This is a genomic window from Burkholderia seminalis DSM 23518 (genome assembly GCF_902832885.1).
Taxonomy (GTDB): domain Bacteria; phylum Pseudomonadota; class Gammaproteobacteria; order Burkholderiales; family Burkholderiaceae; genus Burkholderia; species Burkholderia seminalis.
Map to the genome: position 1 here is coordinate 62,478 of NZ_CADFDK010000022.1, position 15,494 is coordinate 77,971.

A 15,494-nucleotide genomic window follows, 5' to 3' on the forward strand; every position below is an offset into this window, starting at 1 on the left:
ATGTACTGCGCAGAGATGGGACTGGCCGACAGCAGCAGCCCGTACCGGCCAGCCGAATACCGGATCAAATGGGCGGCGCTTCCCTGGGAAATCGACGAGGCGTACAAGCTGCGCCGGGCCGTGTTCTGCATCGAGCAGGGCATCTTCGCCGGCGACGATCGCGACGATATCGACCGCCACGCGCAATTGCTGGTCGCGGTCAGTTGCTGCGCGGGGCTGCCGGAGCAGGTGGTCGGCACGGTGCGGATTCACGAAACCGGGCCGGGAACCTGGATGGGCTCGCGGCTCGCGGTGCATCCGGCATTCCGGCGGCAAGGCAGGATCGGCTCGATGCTGATCGCGCTGGCCGTCAGCAGTGCGCATGCCGAAGGTTGCCGGCGCTTCGTCGCACACGTGCAATCGCAGAACGTGCCGCTGTTTCTTCGGCTTCACTGGGATGCGCTCGGCGAGGAAACGTTGTTCGGACGTCCTCATCAACTGATGCAGGCCCAGCTTGAACACTATCCGCCGTGCGGCACGCCGTTCGAGGGTTTCGTCCTGCGGCTGGAGGGGGCGCAATGAGTGTCGAGGATCGCATCGCGACGCTGCGCGCGAGCCGCGGCTTCCAGCACAAGCACGACATCGCCGGCGTGGTTGCGTCGCTCGCGGGCGCATTGCCGAGCGGCGAGCGGGATCTCGCACAGGCCGTCGCGCTCGGTGACGACTGCGCGGCGATTCCCGACGCGGACGGCTACCTGCTGTTTGCGATCGAGGGGATGGTCGGCGATTTCGTCGAGTCGATGCCGTGGTTTGCCGGGTACAGCGGCGTGATGGCGAACGTCAGCGACATCTACGCGATGGGCGGGCGGCCGATCGCCGTCGTCGATGCATTGTGGAGCGACGGAATCGACGCCGCGCGGCCGGTGCTCGCCGGGATGGCCGCGGCGGCGTCCGCGTACGGCGTGCCGATCGTCGGCGGCCACAGCAACACGCGCAGCGTGCAGGCGCAACTGGCCGTATCGATCCTGGGCCGGGCCCGCGCGCTGCTGTCGAGCTTCAGCGCGCGGCCGGGCGATCGCCTGATGATGGCGGTCGACCTGCGCGGCGCATTCGAGGCACCGTATCCGTTCTGGAATGCGTCGGTCGGCGCGCCGCCGGCCCGGCTGCGCGGCGATCTGGAGATTCTGCCGACGTTGGCCGAAGCCGGGCTGTGCGACGCCGCGAAGGATATCTCGATGGCCGGCGTGCTCGGGACGGCGCTGATGCTCGCCGAATGCTCGCGCGTCGGTGCGCGGATCGCGCTGGACGCGATCCCGCGTCCGCCAAGCGTCGACTTCGATCGCTGGCTGACGGCCTTTCCGAGCTATGGGTTCGTGATGGCGGCGCGGCCGGCGCATGCCGACGCGATCGCGGAACGCTTCGCGGCGCGCGGGCTTGCGTGCGCGGTGATCGGCGATATCGACGCCTCGTGCGAGGTCGTCGTCGAAGAAGCGGGCGAAACGGCGGTGCTGTGGGATTTCCGGGTCGAGCCGTTCATCACCTGCACCGTTGGGGATGTGCGATGAGCGCCGATACGTTGCGCATCGCACTGCTCACCCACTCGGTCAATCCGCGCGGCGGTGTCGTGCACGCGCTGGAACTCGCCCGTGCGCTGCACGATGCGGGCAGCGACGTCACCGTGTTCGCACCGGCCGCGCCGGGCGAGAGAATGTTCCGCGACGTCCGGTGCCGCGTCGTGCTGGCGCGCGTCGATGGCCATCCGCGCAGCGTCGCGGACATGGTGCGCGCGCGGATTGTCGCGATCAGGCATGCATTGCTGGAGCACGATGCAAGCGGCTTCGACGTGCTGCATGCCCAGGACAGCATCACGGGCAATGCGCTGGCCGACCTGAAGCAGTCGGGTGTAATAGACGGCTTCGTACGGACCGTGCATCACCTCGACGTATTCGACGACCCGCAGCTCGAACGCTGGCAGGCGCGCGCGTGGCGAGCGGCGGACCAGGTGCTGTGCGTGAGCGCTGCGTGGGCAGCCACGATGCGCGGGACGTTCGGGGTCGACGCAAGCGTGGTGCCCAACGGCGTGGACGTCTCCCGGTTCGCTCGGGCGGATCGGGCGGCCGTGCAGGCGGTGCGGCAGCGGTTCGGCCTGCACGGCGCACCGGTCGTCCTCGCGATCGGCGGGATCGAGCAGCGGAAAAATTCGATCGCGCTGCTCGAGGCGTTCGCCCGGTTGCGCGGCACGATGCCCGACGCACGGCTCGTGATCGGGGGCGGCGCGAGTCTGCTCGATCACGATGCTTACGCGCGCCGCTTCGTCGCGCGCGCCGCCGCGCTGGGGCTGGGGATCGGCGTCGACGAAACCGTCGTGTCGACGGGGCCGCTCGACGATGCGGCGCTGGTCGCGCTGATGCACTGCGCCGACGTGGTGTCGATGGTGTCGATCCGGGAGGGATTCGGCCTGGTCGTGCTCGAGGGGCTTGCTTGCGGAAAGCCCGTGGTCGTATCCGAAATCGAACCCTTTACCGAGTATCTGGACGAGCGCGTGTGTGTGTGGGCCGATCCCGCCGATGTGGATTCGATCGCCGGCGCGCTGCGCGACGCGCTATCGGGACGGCGTGCTCCCGATTTCGCACGTGCCGTGCCCGCGCTGATGAACCGCTTCACATGGGAAGCGAGTGCGCGCAGGCATCTGGACATCTACCAGGACAGGCTGGCGCAGCGTGCGCAAGCATCGTCCGCCAAGTGAGGAGGCATCATGCCGGTCATGCATTTTCGGGTCCGTTGGCCCGACCAGTCGGAAACCAATTGCTATTCGCCTTCGACCGTGGTGTCGGAATTTTTCACGCCCGGCACGCAATACGCGCTCGACGACTTCGTCGAACGAGCCCGGCGTGCCCTGGGTATCGGGTCCGAGCGCGTACGGGAGAAATACGGGTTCGCGTGCTCGGCCGCGATGGATGAGCTGGCACGGATCGAAGCGCACGCGCAACGATTTTCTCCGCAGGGCGATGCGACCGTGACCGTCGTCGAGCTCGTTTAGGGCGTCCGGCACGCGGCAATCCACCGTCGTCTTCAACACACATTCAGGACTGCATCATGTCAAGCGAACCCGTTGTTTCATCCAGCCTCCCGGATATCGATTCCCGTCTCGGCGTAGCGGTCGTCGGCGGCGGGCAGGCAGGACTGTCGATCAGCCACTACCTGAAGCAGGCAGGTATCGATCATCTCGTGTTCGAAAAGGAGACCGTGACGCACACGTGGCGCACGCAGCGCTGGGACGCGTTCTGTCTCGTGACGCCGAACTGGCAGTGTGCGCTGCCGGGTTATCCGTATCGCGGTGCGGATCCGCACGGCTTCATGACGAAGGACGAGATCGTCGAGTATCTCGACGGATTCATCCGCAGCGTCGATGCCCCGGTGCTGGAACACACCGCCGTCGAGCGTGTGACGCGCGACGCGGACGGACGCTATCGCATCGCGACGTCGCGCGGCACGTACACGGCGGATCGGGTCGTCGTGGCATCGGGCGGCTACCATCGGCCGATCGTGCCGCGGATGGCCGAGCGGTTTCCGGCCACGATCGTGCAGATCCAGTCGTCGGAGTACCGGAATCCGGCCGCGTTGCCGGACGGACCGGTTCTCGTGGTCGGATCGGGACAATCGGGTGCGCAGATCGCGGAGGACCTCCACCTCGCCGGGCGAAAGGTGTTCCTCGCGGTGGGCGATGCGCCTCGCTGCGCCCGTTTCTACCGGGGCAGGGACGTCGTCGAATGGCTGGCCGACATGCAGTACTACGACATGCCGGTCGATGCGCATCCGCTGCGCGAAGGCGTGCGCGACAACACCAACCACTATGTGACCGGCCGCGACGGCGGGCGCGATATCGATCTGCGCCGCTTTGCCGCCGACGGGATGGAACTGTACGGCCGGCTGGAGGATTTCACGGGCGGACAGTTGCGCTTCTCCGCGGATCTGGCGGCGCGGCTCGACAGCGCGGACGATACGTACAACCGGATCAACGCCGGCATCGATGCCCATATCGAGAAGAACGGAATCGCGGCGCCCCCTGCGACGCGTTACGCGCCCGTGTGGCGTCCGGCCGGCGAGCGCACGGCGCTCGATCTCGCGGCGAGCGGCATCGCATCGGTCATCTGGTGCATCGGCTTCACCCCGGATTTCAGCTGGCTGGATGCGCCGGTCTTCAACGGCCGCGGTTATCCCGCGCACCGGCGCGGCGTGACGCCGGTTCCGGGGCTCTACTTCGTCGGACTGCCGTGGCTGCACACGTGGGGATCGGGGCGATTCTCCGGCGTTGCGCGCGATGCCGCCCATATCGTCGACCAGATCCGGGCCGAGATGACGGCGCCGCGGCGCTCATCCGAAAGCGTGGCTGCCTGACGCCGCTGCATACGCCATCCATCGCCATCGAGCCGGCATGCCGCGACGCGCGCACGCGAGGCTCGCGGAAGACTGGCCGGGCGACGCGTGCAGGCAGCGTCGCCGGGATGCGCCGGCCGCGCATGCGGGCCGCGACGACCCCGGGTTCTTCGACGAGGGGGCGGCAGCATGCCCATGCGACGATCGTGCCGATGCCCGCCGGTTTCGGCGCGTCGGACTACGCCGACAATCTCGCCTATAACGATGTCTACGATCGCGCGTTGGAAAGTCAAACCGAAACGAAGCTCGATTCAGGCAATTGACTCCGCCGGACGATTGCTTTAAAAAGTAAAGCATGACCACGCCAAGAATCGGACAACGCGTTCGCGGATCGACGACGGGGCGGCCCATCATGGTCGTGCTGGATCTGCTCGGGCGCCGCACCGCGCTGCGCATTTTGTGGGAGCTGCGCGGCTCGCCGCTCACGTTCCGCGCATTGCAGGAAGCCTGCGAAACGAACGCGCGTCTGCTCAACACGCGGCTGGCCGAGCTCAAGGCGTCGGGCCTCGTCGAGCACGGGGAGGGCGGCTATCGTATGACCGCCGAAGGCCGCCGGCTCGAAGCGGCGCTGCAGCCGTTGCTGGGGTGGGCAAGAGAGTGGGCGAAGCGCGACCCGGACGGGCTGGACGCGGCCGATCGCGAACAAGCCGGTCAGGCGCGCTGACCGCTCCTGCGCGCGGGTGCGGTCGCATCGTCATTCCAGGTCACGCGTCGAGCGTGATCCATTTTTCGTTCGCGGAGTCCATTCATGCCTGTTCGGGCCGTCATATTCGACTTCGATCTGACGCTGGCGGATTCGTCCGCGGCGATCGTCGAATGCACGGAATACGCATTGCATCGGCTTGGCGCGGCACGCGCGACACCCGCGCAGATCGGCGCCGTGATCGGTCTGACGCTGCCGCAGATGTTCCGTTCGTTGACGGGCGAGACCGAAGCGGCGCGGGCCGATGCGTTCGCGCGGCACTTCGTCGCGCGTGCCGACGAGATCATGGTGCCCGGCACGCGCATCTATCCCGAGGTGCCGCCGCTGCTTGGACGGCTGCGCGAGCAAGGGCTCGCCGTCGCGATCGTGTCGTCGAAGTTTCGCTACCGGATCGAGGCGATTCTCGAGCGCAACGGCTTGCAGTCGCTGGTCGACGTGTTGATCGGCGGAGAAGACGTGCAACGTCACAAGCCGGATCCCGAAGGGCTCGTGCTGGCGTTGGCGCGGCTGGGCCTGCCTGCCGCCGCCGCGATCTATGTCGGCGACCATGCGGTGGACGCGCAGGCGGCCGAGCGCGCGGGCGTGCCGTTCGTCGGCGCGGTGACCGGCATGACGTCGTTCGATGCGTGGGCGCGCGCGGGCAAGCAGGCGGTCCCGGCGCATATCGGCGAACTGGCCGCGATCGTGCGGCGGATGCAGCACGAGCCGGGCCGGGCGTCCGGCCCGCACGGCGTCTGACGCCGGTTTCGGGAGCCGCACGATGCCGCGCCGCGTGAACCATCTCCGCTGGAAGATCGTCGCGTTTCTGGTCGCGCCGCTGACCTTCGTGATGACGCTCGATCGCGCGGCGATGGCCGTGGCCGCTCCGGCGATCCAGGGCGAACTCGGCCTGTCGATCGTCGAGATGTCGATGATCCTGACGATCTACTTCTGGGCCTATGCGCTCGGCCAGATCCCGGCCGGACGCGCGGCCGAACGCTTCGGGTCGCGCCGCGTGCTGTTCGGCACCAGCACGCTGTGGTCGCTGATGATGATCGTCACGCCGCTCGGCGGTTCGTTTGCCTGGTTGTTCGGTTGCCGGCTGGTGCTTGGCGGCGCGCAGTCGGCCGACTGGTCCAGCAGCGTCGTCGCGCTCAAGCGCTGGTTTCCGGCCGGCGAGCGTGCGAAAGGCAACGCGGTGCTGCTCGCGGGGCTGTATCTGGGCCCGATCGTGTCGGCGCCCCTCACGGCCTGGACGATCGTCCATTTCGGCTGGCATGCCGTCTTCCATGGATTCGGCGCGCTCGGCCTGCTGCTCGGCGCAATCTGGTGGTTCGGCTACCGCGATGCGCCGGCGTCCCATCCGCTGATCACGCCGGCCGAGGCGGACTACATCGCGGCCGGCCAGCCGCCCGGCCAGACGGCCGTGTCGGGTTCGCTCGCGCGTTGCCTGCGGCTGGGGCGTTTCTGGATCTTCGGCATTCAGTACTTCCTGCTCGTGCTGATCCAGAGCTTCTACACGACGTGGCTGCCGACCTACCTGATGCGCGCGCGCGGCCTGTCGCTGAAGGCAATGGGGCTGTACGCGTCGCTGCCGTGGGTGGCCGTGTTCGCGGCGGTATTCGTCGCGGGTACCGTCAGCGACCGGTTGCTGAGGAAAACGGGCTCGATCTACCGGGCGCGCACGCCGGTCGCGATCGCGGGATTCGTCGTGAGCGCGCTGGCCCTGGTCGCCGCGTCGCGCGCGCAGGCGATGGCCGCGGTCATCGCGCTGCTGTGCCTGTCGTTCGCGGCCGTCGGGTTCGTGCAGGTCGTCGTGTGGTCGGCCGCGCAGGATCTCGGGCGGCCGTTCGCCGGCGTGATGTCGGGCTGGACCAACGTGTGGGGCGCCCTGTCGAACGTCGCGGGGCCGATGGCGCTCGCGCTCGTCGTCAAGATCACCGGCAACTGGGGCAGCGGGATGGTCGTGATCGGTGCCGCGGCGGCCTGCGGCGCGGTGCTGTGGCTGTTCGTGCATCCCGAGCGCCCGCTGCTGGCCGCGACGGCGGGCGGCTTGCCGCCGTCGGCAGCGGGCGGGAACGCGCCGCGCGGCGACGCGGGCGCAACCCGTGCCGACGCCGGGCGGGTGTCCGAGCCGGCCGACTGAGCCGTATTGCACAACGGGCCGGCAGCGCGCGACGGATTCTGCGACCATCGCCGTTAAAGTCCTGTCCGCAACCCGATCCGCTGCCATGTCCCTAATTTCCGTCGCCTTTGCCAGCGTCCGGCCCGCGCACGCGTGGTCGGCCGCCCGTGCGCTGTCGTTCGCACTTTCGCTCTCGGTTTCGATCGCCGGTGGCGTCATCGGCATGGCGGGCAGTGTGCGTTCGGCCGAAGCCGCGACACCTACCCAGCGCGAACGTCTCGAAGCACCGGTCAAGGCCGTCGCCGACCAGCGCGTGGCCGTCGCGACGCCGCAGGGTAGCGCGGCGCTGCCCGTCTATGCCGACCATCCGCTCGATCAGCCCGCGCCCGACGTCGTGCGTGTTTTCATCGTGATTCACGGCACGCTTCGCAACGCCGACACGTATTACGCGTCGGGGCGCCAGGTCGTCGAGAAGGCCGGTGCGGCCGGCAGCGGCACGATGGTCGTCGCGCCGCAGTTCCTGACGCGCGCCGATACGCGCGCATTCTCGTTGCCCGCATCGACACTCGCGTGGACGCAGGAAGGCTGGAAGGGCGGCGAACCGGCGCGCCAGCCGGGGCCGGTCAGCTCGTTCGCGGCGCTCGACGCGCTGCTTGCGCATTTCGCCGACCGCGGCCTGTACCCGTCGCTGACGACGGTCGTCGTGATCGGTCACTCCGCCGGCGCGCAGTTGCTGCAGCGTTACGCCGTGGCCGGGCACGAAGGCGACGCGCTGGCGCGTGGCGGCGTCGCCGTGCGCTACGTGGTCGCGAACCCGTCGAGCTACCTGTATTTCGACGACGAACGGCCGAATGCCGACGCGATCGCGGGCGGCATCTGCCCGCGCGCGATGCAATGGAAGTACGGGCTGAAGTCGGCGCCGCCTTACGTCGCGTCGCAGGATGGGCGCGAACTCGAAGCGCGTTATGTGGCGCGCGATGTCGTGTACCTGCTCGGGCAGGCCGATACGAATCCGTACACGCATTTCATCGACCGTTCGTGCGCGGCGATGGCGCAGGGCCCGTACCGGCTCGCGCGCGGGCTCGCGTATTTCGACTACCTGAAGAAGCGGCACCCGGACGATCTCGCGCAGCAGGTCGTCGAAGTCCCGGGCGTCGGGCATGACGGTCTCGGCATGTTCACGTCCGCTTGCGGGCTGGCCGTGCTGTTCGGGCGGGCCTTGCCGCAATCGTGTCCGGTCGTCGCCGGCAGCGCGCCGGCGATGCGGGCGGCAGGGCCGTGAGCGGGCGAGCGAGGTGCGCGCGCGGCGAGAATCGATCGATCAGAAAAATGCAGGAATCGGCGACATAAATTCATTTCCCTGCGCGGCGTTCGCGGTTCAGGATGACGGCGTTCCCAGGAGCGTCCCCATGAACATCACGATCCTCGACGATTATTTCGACACGCTGCGCACGCTGCCGAGCTTTCGCAAGCTGGACGGGCAGGCGGTCACGATCTGGAACGACCATGTGCAGGACGTCGACGCGCTGGCCGAACGCCTGCGCGATACGGAGGTGCTCGTGCTGATTCGCGAGCGCACGCAGATTCGCGCGCCGCTCATCGCCCGGTTGCCGAAGCTGCGGTTGATCAGTCAGCGCAGCGTGTATCCGCATATCGACATCGACGCGTGCACCGCACACGGCGTGATCGTGTCGTCGAACCAGCATGCCGGCACGCCGTCCTATGCGGCTGCCGAACTCACCTGGGGCCTCGTGCTGGCCGCGGTGCGCCAGATTCCGCAGCAGATGCGCGCGCTGCAGGCCGGCCACTGGCAAACCGGCGTGGGCCGGACGCTGCGCGGGCGTACGCTGGGCATATACGGCTACGGCCGGATCGGTGCGGAGGTCGCCCGATACGGCGCCGCGTTCGGGATGAACGTGCGGGTCTGGGCGCGCGAAGCGTCGCGGCAGCGCGCCCGCGACGACGGCTGGCACACGGCGCCGGACAAGCGCACCTTCTTCGAAACCTGCGACGTGCTTTCGTTGCACATGCGGCTCGTGCCCGCCACGCGCGGCATCGTGACGGCCGAGGATCTCGGCCGGATGAAACCCGATGCGCTGCTGGTGAACACGAGCCGCGCGGGCCTCGTCGCCGCGGGCGCGCTCGAGGCGGCATTGCAGGCCGGCCGGCCCGGGATGGCGGCGCTTGACGTGTACGAGACCGAGCCGCCGCGCGACTCGCGGCATCCGTTGCTGCGTTTGCCCAATGTCGTGTGCACGCCGCATATCGGCTACGTGACCGAGGACGAATACGAAACGCAGTTCTCGGATGTGTTCGACCAGATCGTGTCCTATGCGGCCGGACAGCCGATCCACGTGGTCAACCCGGACGTGCTCGCGCGCGAAGCGGCATCGATCGAGCCGTTGATCCTCGACCTGCTCGAATGGATCGGGCCCGGCGCGCGGCCGTACGACGAGGTGATCGACGCATGGCGCACGTCGTGCCCGCGCCTGCCGGTCTGGGAGGAGGCATGCGCGCGCGGTTACGTGGTCCGGCACCATGCGCCCGGCGGCGTGGCGGAGGTCGAAGTGAGCGAAGCCGGCCGCGCCCGTGTCCGGGCCGCGCGCGCCTGAGCGTGCGGGGCGAGCGGCCGCGCCATCCGCGCGTCATGCCGTTTTTTCGGCGACCGGCGCTGCGTCCGGATCGTACACCGTCAAGCCTTCCGTCGGATCCGTCGGCACGTCCCACGGGCGCGCGGCGATCGCCCGTTTCGCCGCGTCGTAGCCGGCCTGCCGGCGCGCCGCGATGCCGGCCGGCGTGAAATCGATGTCCTTCAACTGATTGTCGCCGTCGAGCCGCGGCGCGGCGAGCTTGATCAGGTGCATCGTCGTCTCGCATCCCCACGCGGCGAGCCGGCGCACCGCGGGCGACGCGCGGTCGGCTTCCGGCACGTGCCGGACCAGCTCGCGGATCACGTGGCGCAGCCGGTGAATCTGCTGCTGGCGCGCGATGTGGCTGTCGGTGCGGCTCGCGTACTGGATGTCCTTCTGTCGCTCCGACACCTGCCAGATGCTCTCGGGCTCGGGGCCGGCCGGATTCCACATCTGCACGGAGAAGATGATCGAGCTGCGGCGCGGGTTGTCGTCGAGCACGACCTCGACCGGCGTATTCGAATACACGCCGCCGTCCCAGTACGGCGCGCCGTCGATCCGTATCGCCGGAAACGCGGGCGGCAGCGCCCCCGAACTCATGATGTGCTCGATCCCGAGCCGTGTATCGCGTGAATCGAAATAGCGCATCGTGCCCGTACACGCGTTGACGGCGCTGACGGTCAGGCGCGGATGGCCCGCGTTCAGCAAGTCGGGATCGACCAGCGACGCGAGCGTGTCGCGCAGCGGCGCGATCCGGTAGTACGACGCGCGATCGACGCCGAGGCGAGCCAGCGGCCCGAACCACGACGCCGGATTGGGCTGGAAGAAGCCCGTGATGCCGCCGCCGATGATCATCAGCTCGGCCAGCATCCGGTCCCAGCCGGGCACCAGGGGCGGGACGTCGAAACGGGTCCGCTCGGTCACGCGCCGCCAGAACGCCGACAGCTTGTCGTAGCGCTGCTCCGGCGGATTGCCCGCGATCAGCGCCGCGTTGATCGCGCCGATCGACGTGCCGACCACCCAGTCGGGCCGGATCCCGGCTTCGTCCATTGCCTGGAACACGCCGAGCTGGAACGCGCCCAGTGCGCCGCCGCCCTGGAGCACGAGCACGACTTGCCCGGGGAGGTCCATTCGTGCCGGCTGGCTCGCGGTCATGGCTTGCCTCGCTGCGTATGACGGTGGGTCGGATCCGAACAGTTCGATTCAGTTTAGGCGATCGATCGCGCGGCGTCGCCCGCCGCGCGACGGCGGCCCGCGTTTGCGTTGCCGCTCGCGTCCGACCCTTTGGCGCGGCCGGCGTCACGCGTCCGGGTAAGGCGTGCCGTCCTTGTGCAGGAACCGGCCGTCGCGGCTCGGGCTCATCAGGTCGATGTCCGGGCAGGTGATCACGTCGTCCGGCGAACGCGAGCCGACTTCGAGATAGACGGCAACCGCGTCCGACCGGTTGACCAGGTGGTGACCGTTGCCCGAGTTCTTCGGAAACGCGGCGCAGTCGCCCGCGCGCAGCACGGTCTCGCCGCCGTCCTCGATCATCACGAGCTCGCCTTCGAGCACGTAGACGAATTCGTCCTCGTCGGAATGCCAGTGCCGCTGGGCCGACCACCCGCCCGGCGGCACGCGCATCAGGTTGACGCCGAAGTCGCGCAGCCCGCCCGCGTCGCCGAGACGCTGGCGGACGCGCTGCGCGCACGGCGCGTCGAACGGCCGCGGATAGCCGCTGCCGCGGCGTTCGGGCACGGCGCCGAGGTCGATCCTGGGCATGGGCGGCTCCGTCTGCCACGCGGGCGAATGGGACGGCGATCATTGTAGGCCGATGCCGCCCGCCGTTCGTTCGCGTCGTTTGGCGAGCCGCGTCATTCGACGGTGATCGTCTCCTTCATGTACGGGTGAATCCCGCAGAACACCTTGTAGACGCCCGGCTTGTCGAAGCGAAACGAGTAGGTGTCGCCCTGGTCGAGCGCCGCCGAGTGAAAGATGCCGGCATCGTTGACGACGGTGTGCGGTTCGCCGTCGAGGTTCTTCCACGTGACGGTCGTGCCGGCCTTGATCGTGGTCGACATCGGCGAAAACATGAAATTGCGGATCGTCACGAGCGGGCCGGTCGGGCCCTGCGCGAACGCGGCGAGCGGCGTGCCGGCGGCGGCCGCGCACAGGATCAGCGCGGCGACGGTGCGGGTTGGCATGAAGCGGATCATGTCGTTCTCCTTGTTTTCATCAGGCCAGCGTCGTGTCGTGAAGCGACGACGCAACCGGATGGCCGGCGAATTCGACGGTCGTCACGCCGAGCATCGCGGGCAGCCGGTCGCGCGGCACCGTGAGCGGCACGGGGCCCGGGCCGTTGCCGGCCGTCGGCTGCGGGAACGCGGTGGAGCGCGCGGTATGGAACGTCACGTTGCCCTCGACCTTCGACACGATCTGGTGAATGTGCCCGTTCAGCACGGTGACCGAGCCGAAGCGGCGCAGCAGCGCCATCGTCTGCGGCGCGTCGCCGGTGCCCCAGCCCCACGGTTCGTAGATGGTCCACATCGGCATGTGCGAGAACACCACGATCGGCGTGCTCGACGAGCGGCCCTTCAGGTCCTGCGCGAGCCATGCGAGCTGGTCGTCGCCGAAGCTGCCGAGCCCGTTCGGCTTGAAGTGCATCACGTTGACGAGGCCGATGAAATGCACGCCCGCGTGATCGAAGCTGTAATAACCGCGGTTGTCCGACGCCTTGCCGAACCGGCCGAAATACTCGGCGCCCGACCCGTCGGTGACGTCGTGCTCGCCGGGCACCGTGTGCAGTTCCGGCACGCGCAGCGCGGCCAGCAATTGCGACGCGTGGTCGAACTCCTCGGGCTTGGACAGGTGCGTGATGTCGCCCGTATGGATGGCCAGCGCCGGCATCGCGGGCATCCCGTTGACGAGTTCGATCGTCTGCTTGAGCGTGGCCGATACATCGGGATTCGCGTCCTTGTTGAAGCCGATGTGCGTATCGCTGATCTGCACGAACAGCGGCTTGCCCGCGTCGGCCGGGCGCGCATCGCCGGTCTGCGCGAGCGCGAGGTCGAACGGCGTCAGGATGCCGCCCGACAGCGTAAACAGCGTGCCGAGGCCGCCGAAGGCCATGCATTGCAGGGCCTTGCGGCGCGACGGGCGGGTAGGGGTCGATGAAGACATGGGAGCCTCGCAATCGTGTGACGAAACCGGACGGCCGGATCGTCCTGGAATAAGCCGGCGCCTTCGGATGCGATACCGGCGAAGCGGCGGATTTATTCCCGCGCGCGACGCGGTCGACCCCCCCGTGTTCGCGGCTTCCGGGGCGCCGCGCGATGCCGGGAGGATGACCCGTCAATGTCCTGTAAGTGACACGTCATATTTGCGTCACGGCCGACCGATAGCCTGCGACTCCGAATCACCTCTCTCCGGAGCCCCTTCATGCCGAACCTCGCGGCAACGGAAACGGGCGGCGCGGTCGGCCGCCGCACGTGCACGACCCGCCTCGTGCGGTTCTTTCCGATCGTTGCCTGCGGCATCGCCCATGTCGGCGTTCATCCCGATGCCGAGCCGAGCCCCGTCAAGGAACGCACGGTCCCGCCGTTCCTGCTGCTGTTCGTCGCGCGGCTGACGGCCGGGATGGCCGGCGCGTACGGGCTGCCGGTATGACTGCGCACGGGCCGTCCTGATTCGCGCCGCGGGGCGCGACGCCTGGCCGCGAGACCGGCGGCCGGACCCATCGACTTTCAATTCGACACGACACGCTACCGATGGATCTCAGTTTCTTCGACCCGAATCGCACCGCCAACGCGTCCGCGTGGCGCGTGCTCCCCAATCGCTGGGACGCCGTCGCGTTTCCGCTGATCATCGGCATCCTCGCGATGGCGATCGTCGGTTTTCACGAGACGATGGCGCCGATCGGCGTACTGCAGACGCAGAAGATCTCGCTCGACCCGTCGAACCTGCCCGAATACGCGTTGCGCACCACGCTGCGGATGCTCGCGGCGATGGTCGCGTCGCTCGCGTTCACGCTCGTCTACGGCACGCTCGCCGCGAAAAGCCGCCGTGCGGGCATGGTGCTGATCCCGATCCTCGACATCCTGCAGTCGGTGCCGGTGCTCGGCTACATCTCGTTTACCGTCACGTTCTTCCTCGCGCTGTTCCCGGGCCGCGTGCTCGGCGCCGAACTGGCGGCGATCTTCGCGATTTTCACGAGCCAGGCGTGGAACATGACGTTCAGCTTCTACCAGTCGCTGCGCACGGTGCCGCGCGACCTGAGCGAAGTGTCGCGCGGCTTTCACCTGACGCCGTGGCAGCGGTTCTGGAAGCTCGACGTACCGTTCTCGCTGCCGGGCCTGATCTGGAACATGATGATGTCGATGTCGGGCGGCTGGTTCTTCGTCGTCGCGTCGGAGGCGATCACGGTCGGCAACCAGACGATCACGCTGCCGGGCATCGGCGCGTATCTCGCGCAGGCGATCTCGGACAAGAACCTCGGCGCGGTCGGCTGGGTGATCGTCGCGATGTCGGTCGTGATCCTTGCCTATGACCAGTTCCTGTTCCGGCCGCTCGTCGCATGGGCCGACAAGTTCCGGATGGAGAACACCGCGTCGGGCGATGCGCCGCAATCCTGGCTGCTCGACATGATGCGCCGCACGCACCTGATTCATCAGCTGCTCGTGCCGGCCGGCTGGCTGCTGTCGCAGGCCGCGCGGATTCCGCTGCGCGTGCCGTCGCGGAAGGGCGCGCGCTCGCGCGGCGCATCGTCGCGCCGCGCATCGCGCCTCGGCGACATCGTGTGGGGCGCGTTCGTGATCCTGCTGACGGCGTACGTCGCGTGGCGCGTCGTCAGCTTCGTCGCGACCGGCGTGACGATGGGCGAGGTCGGCCACGTGCTCGTGCTCGGGCTCATCACGCTGCTGCGCGTGCTGGTGCTGATCGCGATCGCGTCGCTGGTCTGGGTGCCGCTCGGCGTGCTGATCGGGCTGCGTCCGAAGCTGGCCGAGAAGATCCAGCCGCTCGCGCAGTTCCTCGCCGCGTTCCCGGCCAACCTGCTGTTTCCGGTATTCGTCATCGTGATCGTCCACTTCCACCTGAACGCGGACATCTGGCTGTCGCCGCTGATCGTGCTCGGCACGCAGTGGTACATCCTGTTCAACGTGATCGCGGGCGCGATGTCCTATCCGAACGACTACAAGGAAGCGACGAAGAATTTCCGCATCCGCGGCTGGCAGTGGTGGCGGCAGGCGATCCTGCCCGGCATCTTCCCGTACTACGTGACCGGTGCGATCACCGCGTCGGGCGGCGCATGGAACGCGAGCATCGTGTCCGAGTTCGTGCAGTGGGGCGACACGAAGGTCGTTGCGCACGGCCTTGGCGCGTACATCGCGCAGACCACGGCCGCCGGCGATTTCCCGAAGATCATCCTGGGCATCGCCGTGATGTCCCTGTTCGTCACCCTGTTCAACCGTCTGCTGTGGCGTCCGATGTACGCCTACGCGGAATCCCGGCTCCGTCTCGATTGAGAGTAAGCGCGATGCAACCAAATTCGACCGTTATCAACGCACCCGCCAAGACGTCCCAGCCGCCGCGCCTCGGTGAGGAAATCCTGCGCGTCGATCACGTTTGCCGCGGCTTCAACAAGACGCAGGGCGAATTGCTCGTG

The 15,494-nt window shown here is 68.3% G+C and carries 15 protein-coding genes and 1 pseudogene; 12 read left to right on the forward strand and 4 right to left on the reverse strand.

Translation table 11 applies throughout. From position 1 onward, the window contains the following. The 10 genes and pseudogenes from HWX00_RS34795 to HWX00_RS34840 all read left to right on the forward strand — a co-directional run. Entirely contained in the window at positions 1–561 is a 561-nt protein-coding gene (locus HWX00_RS34795; protein WP_124607758.1) for an MSMEG_0567/Sll0786 family nitrogen starvation N-acetyltransferase, read from the forward strand. Continuing rightward, entirely contained in the window at positions 558–1,544 is a 987-nt protein-coding gene (locus tag HWX00_RS34800) for a sll0787 family AIR synthase-like protein (protein ID WP_175028321.1), read from the forward strand. The genes HWX00_RS34795 and HWX00_RS34800 overlap by 4 nt, the downstream gene beginning before the upstream one ends. Continuing rightward, positions 1,541–2,725, forward strand: a complete 1,185-nt coding sequence (locus tag HWX00_RS34805; RefSeq protein WP_059556731.1) for an MSMEG_0565 family glycosyltransferase — start codon at positions 1,541–1,543, stop codon at positions 2,723–2,725. The genes HWX00_RS34800 and HWX00_RS34805 overlap by 4 nt, the downstream gene beginning before the upstream one ends. Before the next feature lie 9 nt (positions 2,726–2,734). After that, the gene (locus HWX00_RS34810; RefSeq protein WP_175028320.1) at positions 2,735–3,019 is read left to right on the forward strand and encodes an MSMEG_0570 family nitrogen starvation response protein; all 285 of its coding nucleotides are present in this window, start codon (positions 2,735–2,737) and stop codon (positions 3,017–3,019) included. 56 nt (positions 3,020–3,075) lie between these two features. Continuing rightward, the gene (locus tag HWX00_RS34815) at positions 3,076–4,377 is read left to right on the forward strand and encodes an MSMEG_0569 family flavin-dependent oxidoreductase (protein WP_175028319.1); all 1,302 of its coding nucleotides are present in this window, start codon (positions 3,076–3,078) and stop codon (positions 4,375–4,377) included. Positions 4,378–4,768: 391 nt separating this feature from the next. After that, entirely contained in the window at positions 4,769–5,080 is a 312-nt protein-coding gene (locus HWX00_RS34820) for a winged helix-turn-helix transcriptional regulator (protein ID WP_226104046.1), read from the forward strand. Between the two features lie 84 nt (positions 5,081–5,164). Next, on the forward strand, positions 5,165–5,857 hold the full coding sequence (locus HWX00_RS34825) for an HAD family hydrolase (protein WP_034189500.1): 693 nt from the start codon (positions 5,165–5,167) through the stop codon (positions 5,855–5,857). 34 nt (positions 5,858–5,891) lie between these two features. Beyond that, positions 5,892–7,244, forward strand: a complete 1,353-nt coding sequence (locus HWX00_RS34830) for an MFS transporter (RefSeq protein WP_175028318.1) — start codon at positions 5,892–5,894, stop codon at positions 7,242–7,244. An 85-nt stretch (positions 7,245–7,329) separates the two neighbouring features. Continuing rightward, complete coding sequence (locus tag HWX00_RS34835; RefSeq protein WP_175028317.1) at positions 7,330–8,505, forward strand: alpha/beta hydrolase; 1,176 nt, start codon at positions 7,330–7,332, stop codon at positions 8,503–8,505. Positions 8,506–8,632: 127 nt separating this feature from the next. Continuing rightward, positions 8,633–9,598 (forward strand): annotated as a pseudogene (locus HWX00_RS34840) (D-2-hydroxyacid dehydrogenase family protein); the annotation flags it as partial. Between the two features lie 270 nt (positions 9,599–9,868). Here the strand turns inward: HWX00_RS34840 and HWX00_RS34845 are convergent. The 4 genes from HWX00_RS34845 to HWX00_RS34860 form a co-directional block, all read right to left on the reverse strand. Further along, a complete protein-coding gene (locus HWX00_RS34845; RefSeq protein ID WP_034189503.1) occupies positions 9,869–11,008 on the reverse strand; it encodes a patatin-like phospholipase family protein in 1,140 nt (379 codons plus the stop codon). A 144-nt stretch (positions 11,009–11,152) separates the two neighbouring features. Beyond that, positions 11,153–11,614 (reverse strand): cupin domain-containing protein, encoded by a 462-nt coding sequence (locus HWX00_RS34850; protein WP_049031278.1) that lies wholly within the window; start codon positions 11,612–11,614, stop codon positions 11,153–11,155. Positions 11,615–11,706: 92 nt separating this feature from the next. Then, positions 11,707–12,048 (reverse strand): plastocyanin/azurin family copper-binding protein, encoded by a 342-nt coding sequence (locus tag HWX00_RS34855; RefSeq protein WP_034189505.1) that lies wholly within the window; start codon positions 12,046–12,048, stop codon positions 11,707–11,709. Between the two features lie 19 nt (positions 12,049–12,067). Then, positions 12,068–13,012 (reverse strand): metallophosphoesterase family protein, encoded by a 945-nt coding sequence (locus HWX00_RS34860; protein WP_034189506.1) that lies wholly within the window; start codon positions 13,010–13,012, stop codon positions 12,068–12,070. A 258-nt stretch (positions 13,013–13,270) separates the two neighbouring features. On the opposite strand from HWX00_RS34860, the gene HWX00_RS34865 reads away from it, so the two are divergent. Then, positions 13,271–13,498, forward strand: coding sequence for a phosphate transporter (locus HWX00_RS34865; RefSeq protein ID WP_175028315.1), 228 nt, complete (start codon positions 13,271–13,273; stop codon positions 13,496–13,498). A gap of 101 nt (positions 13,499–13,599) precedes the next feature. Next, a complete protein-coding gene (locus tag HWX00_RS34870) occupies positions 13,600–15,354 on the forward strand; it encodes an ABC transporter permease (RefSeq protein WP_034189508.1) in 1,755 nt (584 codons plus the stop codon). The last annotated feature ends 140 nt before the right edge of the window (positions 15,355–15,494 follow it).

Bases quoted from the DNA above. Each gene is read 5' to 3' on its own strand.
- HWX00_RS34860 (WP_034189506.1), bottom strand. From the start codon at position 13,012: ATGTCTTCATCGACCCCTACCCGCCCGTCGCGCCGCAAGGCCCTGCAA.
- HWX00_RS34845 (WP_034189503.1), bottom strand. From the start codon at position 11,008: ATGACCGCGAGCCAGCCGGCACGAATGGACCTCCCCGGGCAAGTCGTG.
- HWX00_RS34870 (WP_034189508.1), top strand. From the start codon at position 13,600: ATGGATCTCAGTTTCTTCGACCCGAATCGCACCGCCAACGCGTCCGCG.
- HWX00_RS34825 (WP_034189500.1), top strand. From the start codon at position 5,165: ATGCCTGTTCGGGCCGTCATATTCGACTTCGATCTGACGCTGGCGGAT.
- HWX00_RS34820 (WP_226104046.1), top strand. From the start codon at position 4,769: ATGGTCGTGCTGGATCTGCTCGGGCGCCGCACCGCGCTGCGCATTTTG.
- HWX00_RS34795 (WP_124607758.1), top strand. From the start codon at position 1: ATGTACTGCGCAGAGATGGGACTGGCCGACAGCAGCAGCCCGTACCGG.
- HWX00_RS34815 (WP_175028319.1), top strand. From the start codon at position 3,076: ATGTCAAGCGAACCCGTTGTTTCATCCAGCCTCCCGGATATCGATTCC.
- HWX00_RS34855 (WP_034189505.1), bottom strand. From the start codon at position 12,048: ATGATCCGCTTCATGCCAACCCGCACCGTCGCCGCGCTGATCCTGTGC.
- HWX00_RS34800 (WP_175028321.1), top strand. From the start codon at position 558: ATGAGTGTCGAGGATCGCATCGCGACGCTGCGCGCGAGCCGCGGCTTC.
- HWX00_RS34810 (WP_175028320.1), top strand. From the start codon at position 2,735: ATGCCGGTCATGCATTTTCGGGTCCGTTGGCCCGACCAGTCGGAAACC.
- HWX00_RS34805 (WP_059556731.1), top strand. From the start codon at position 1,541: ATGAGCGCCGATACGTTGCGCATCGCACTGCTCACCCACTCGGTCAAT.
- HWX00_RS34865 (WP_175028315.1), top strand. From the start codon at position 13,271: ATGCCGAACCTCGCGGCAACGGAAACGGGCGGCGCGGTCGGCCGCCGC.
- HWX00_RS34835 (WP_175028317.1), top strand. From the start codon at position 7,330: ATGTCCCTAATTTCCGTCGCCTTTGCCAGCGTCCGGCCCGCGCACGCG.
- HWX00_RS34850 (WP_049031278.1), bottom strand. From the start codon at position 11,614: ATGCCCAGGATCGACCTCGGCGCCGTGCCCGAACGCCGCGGCAGCGGC.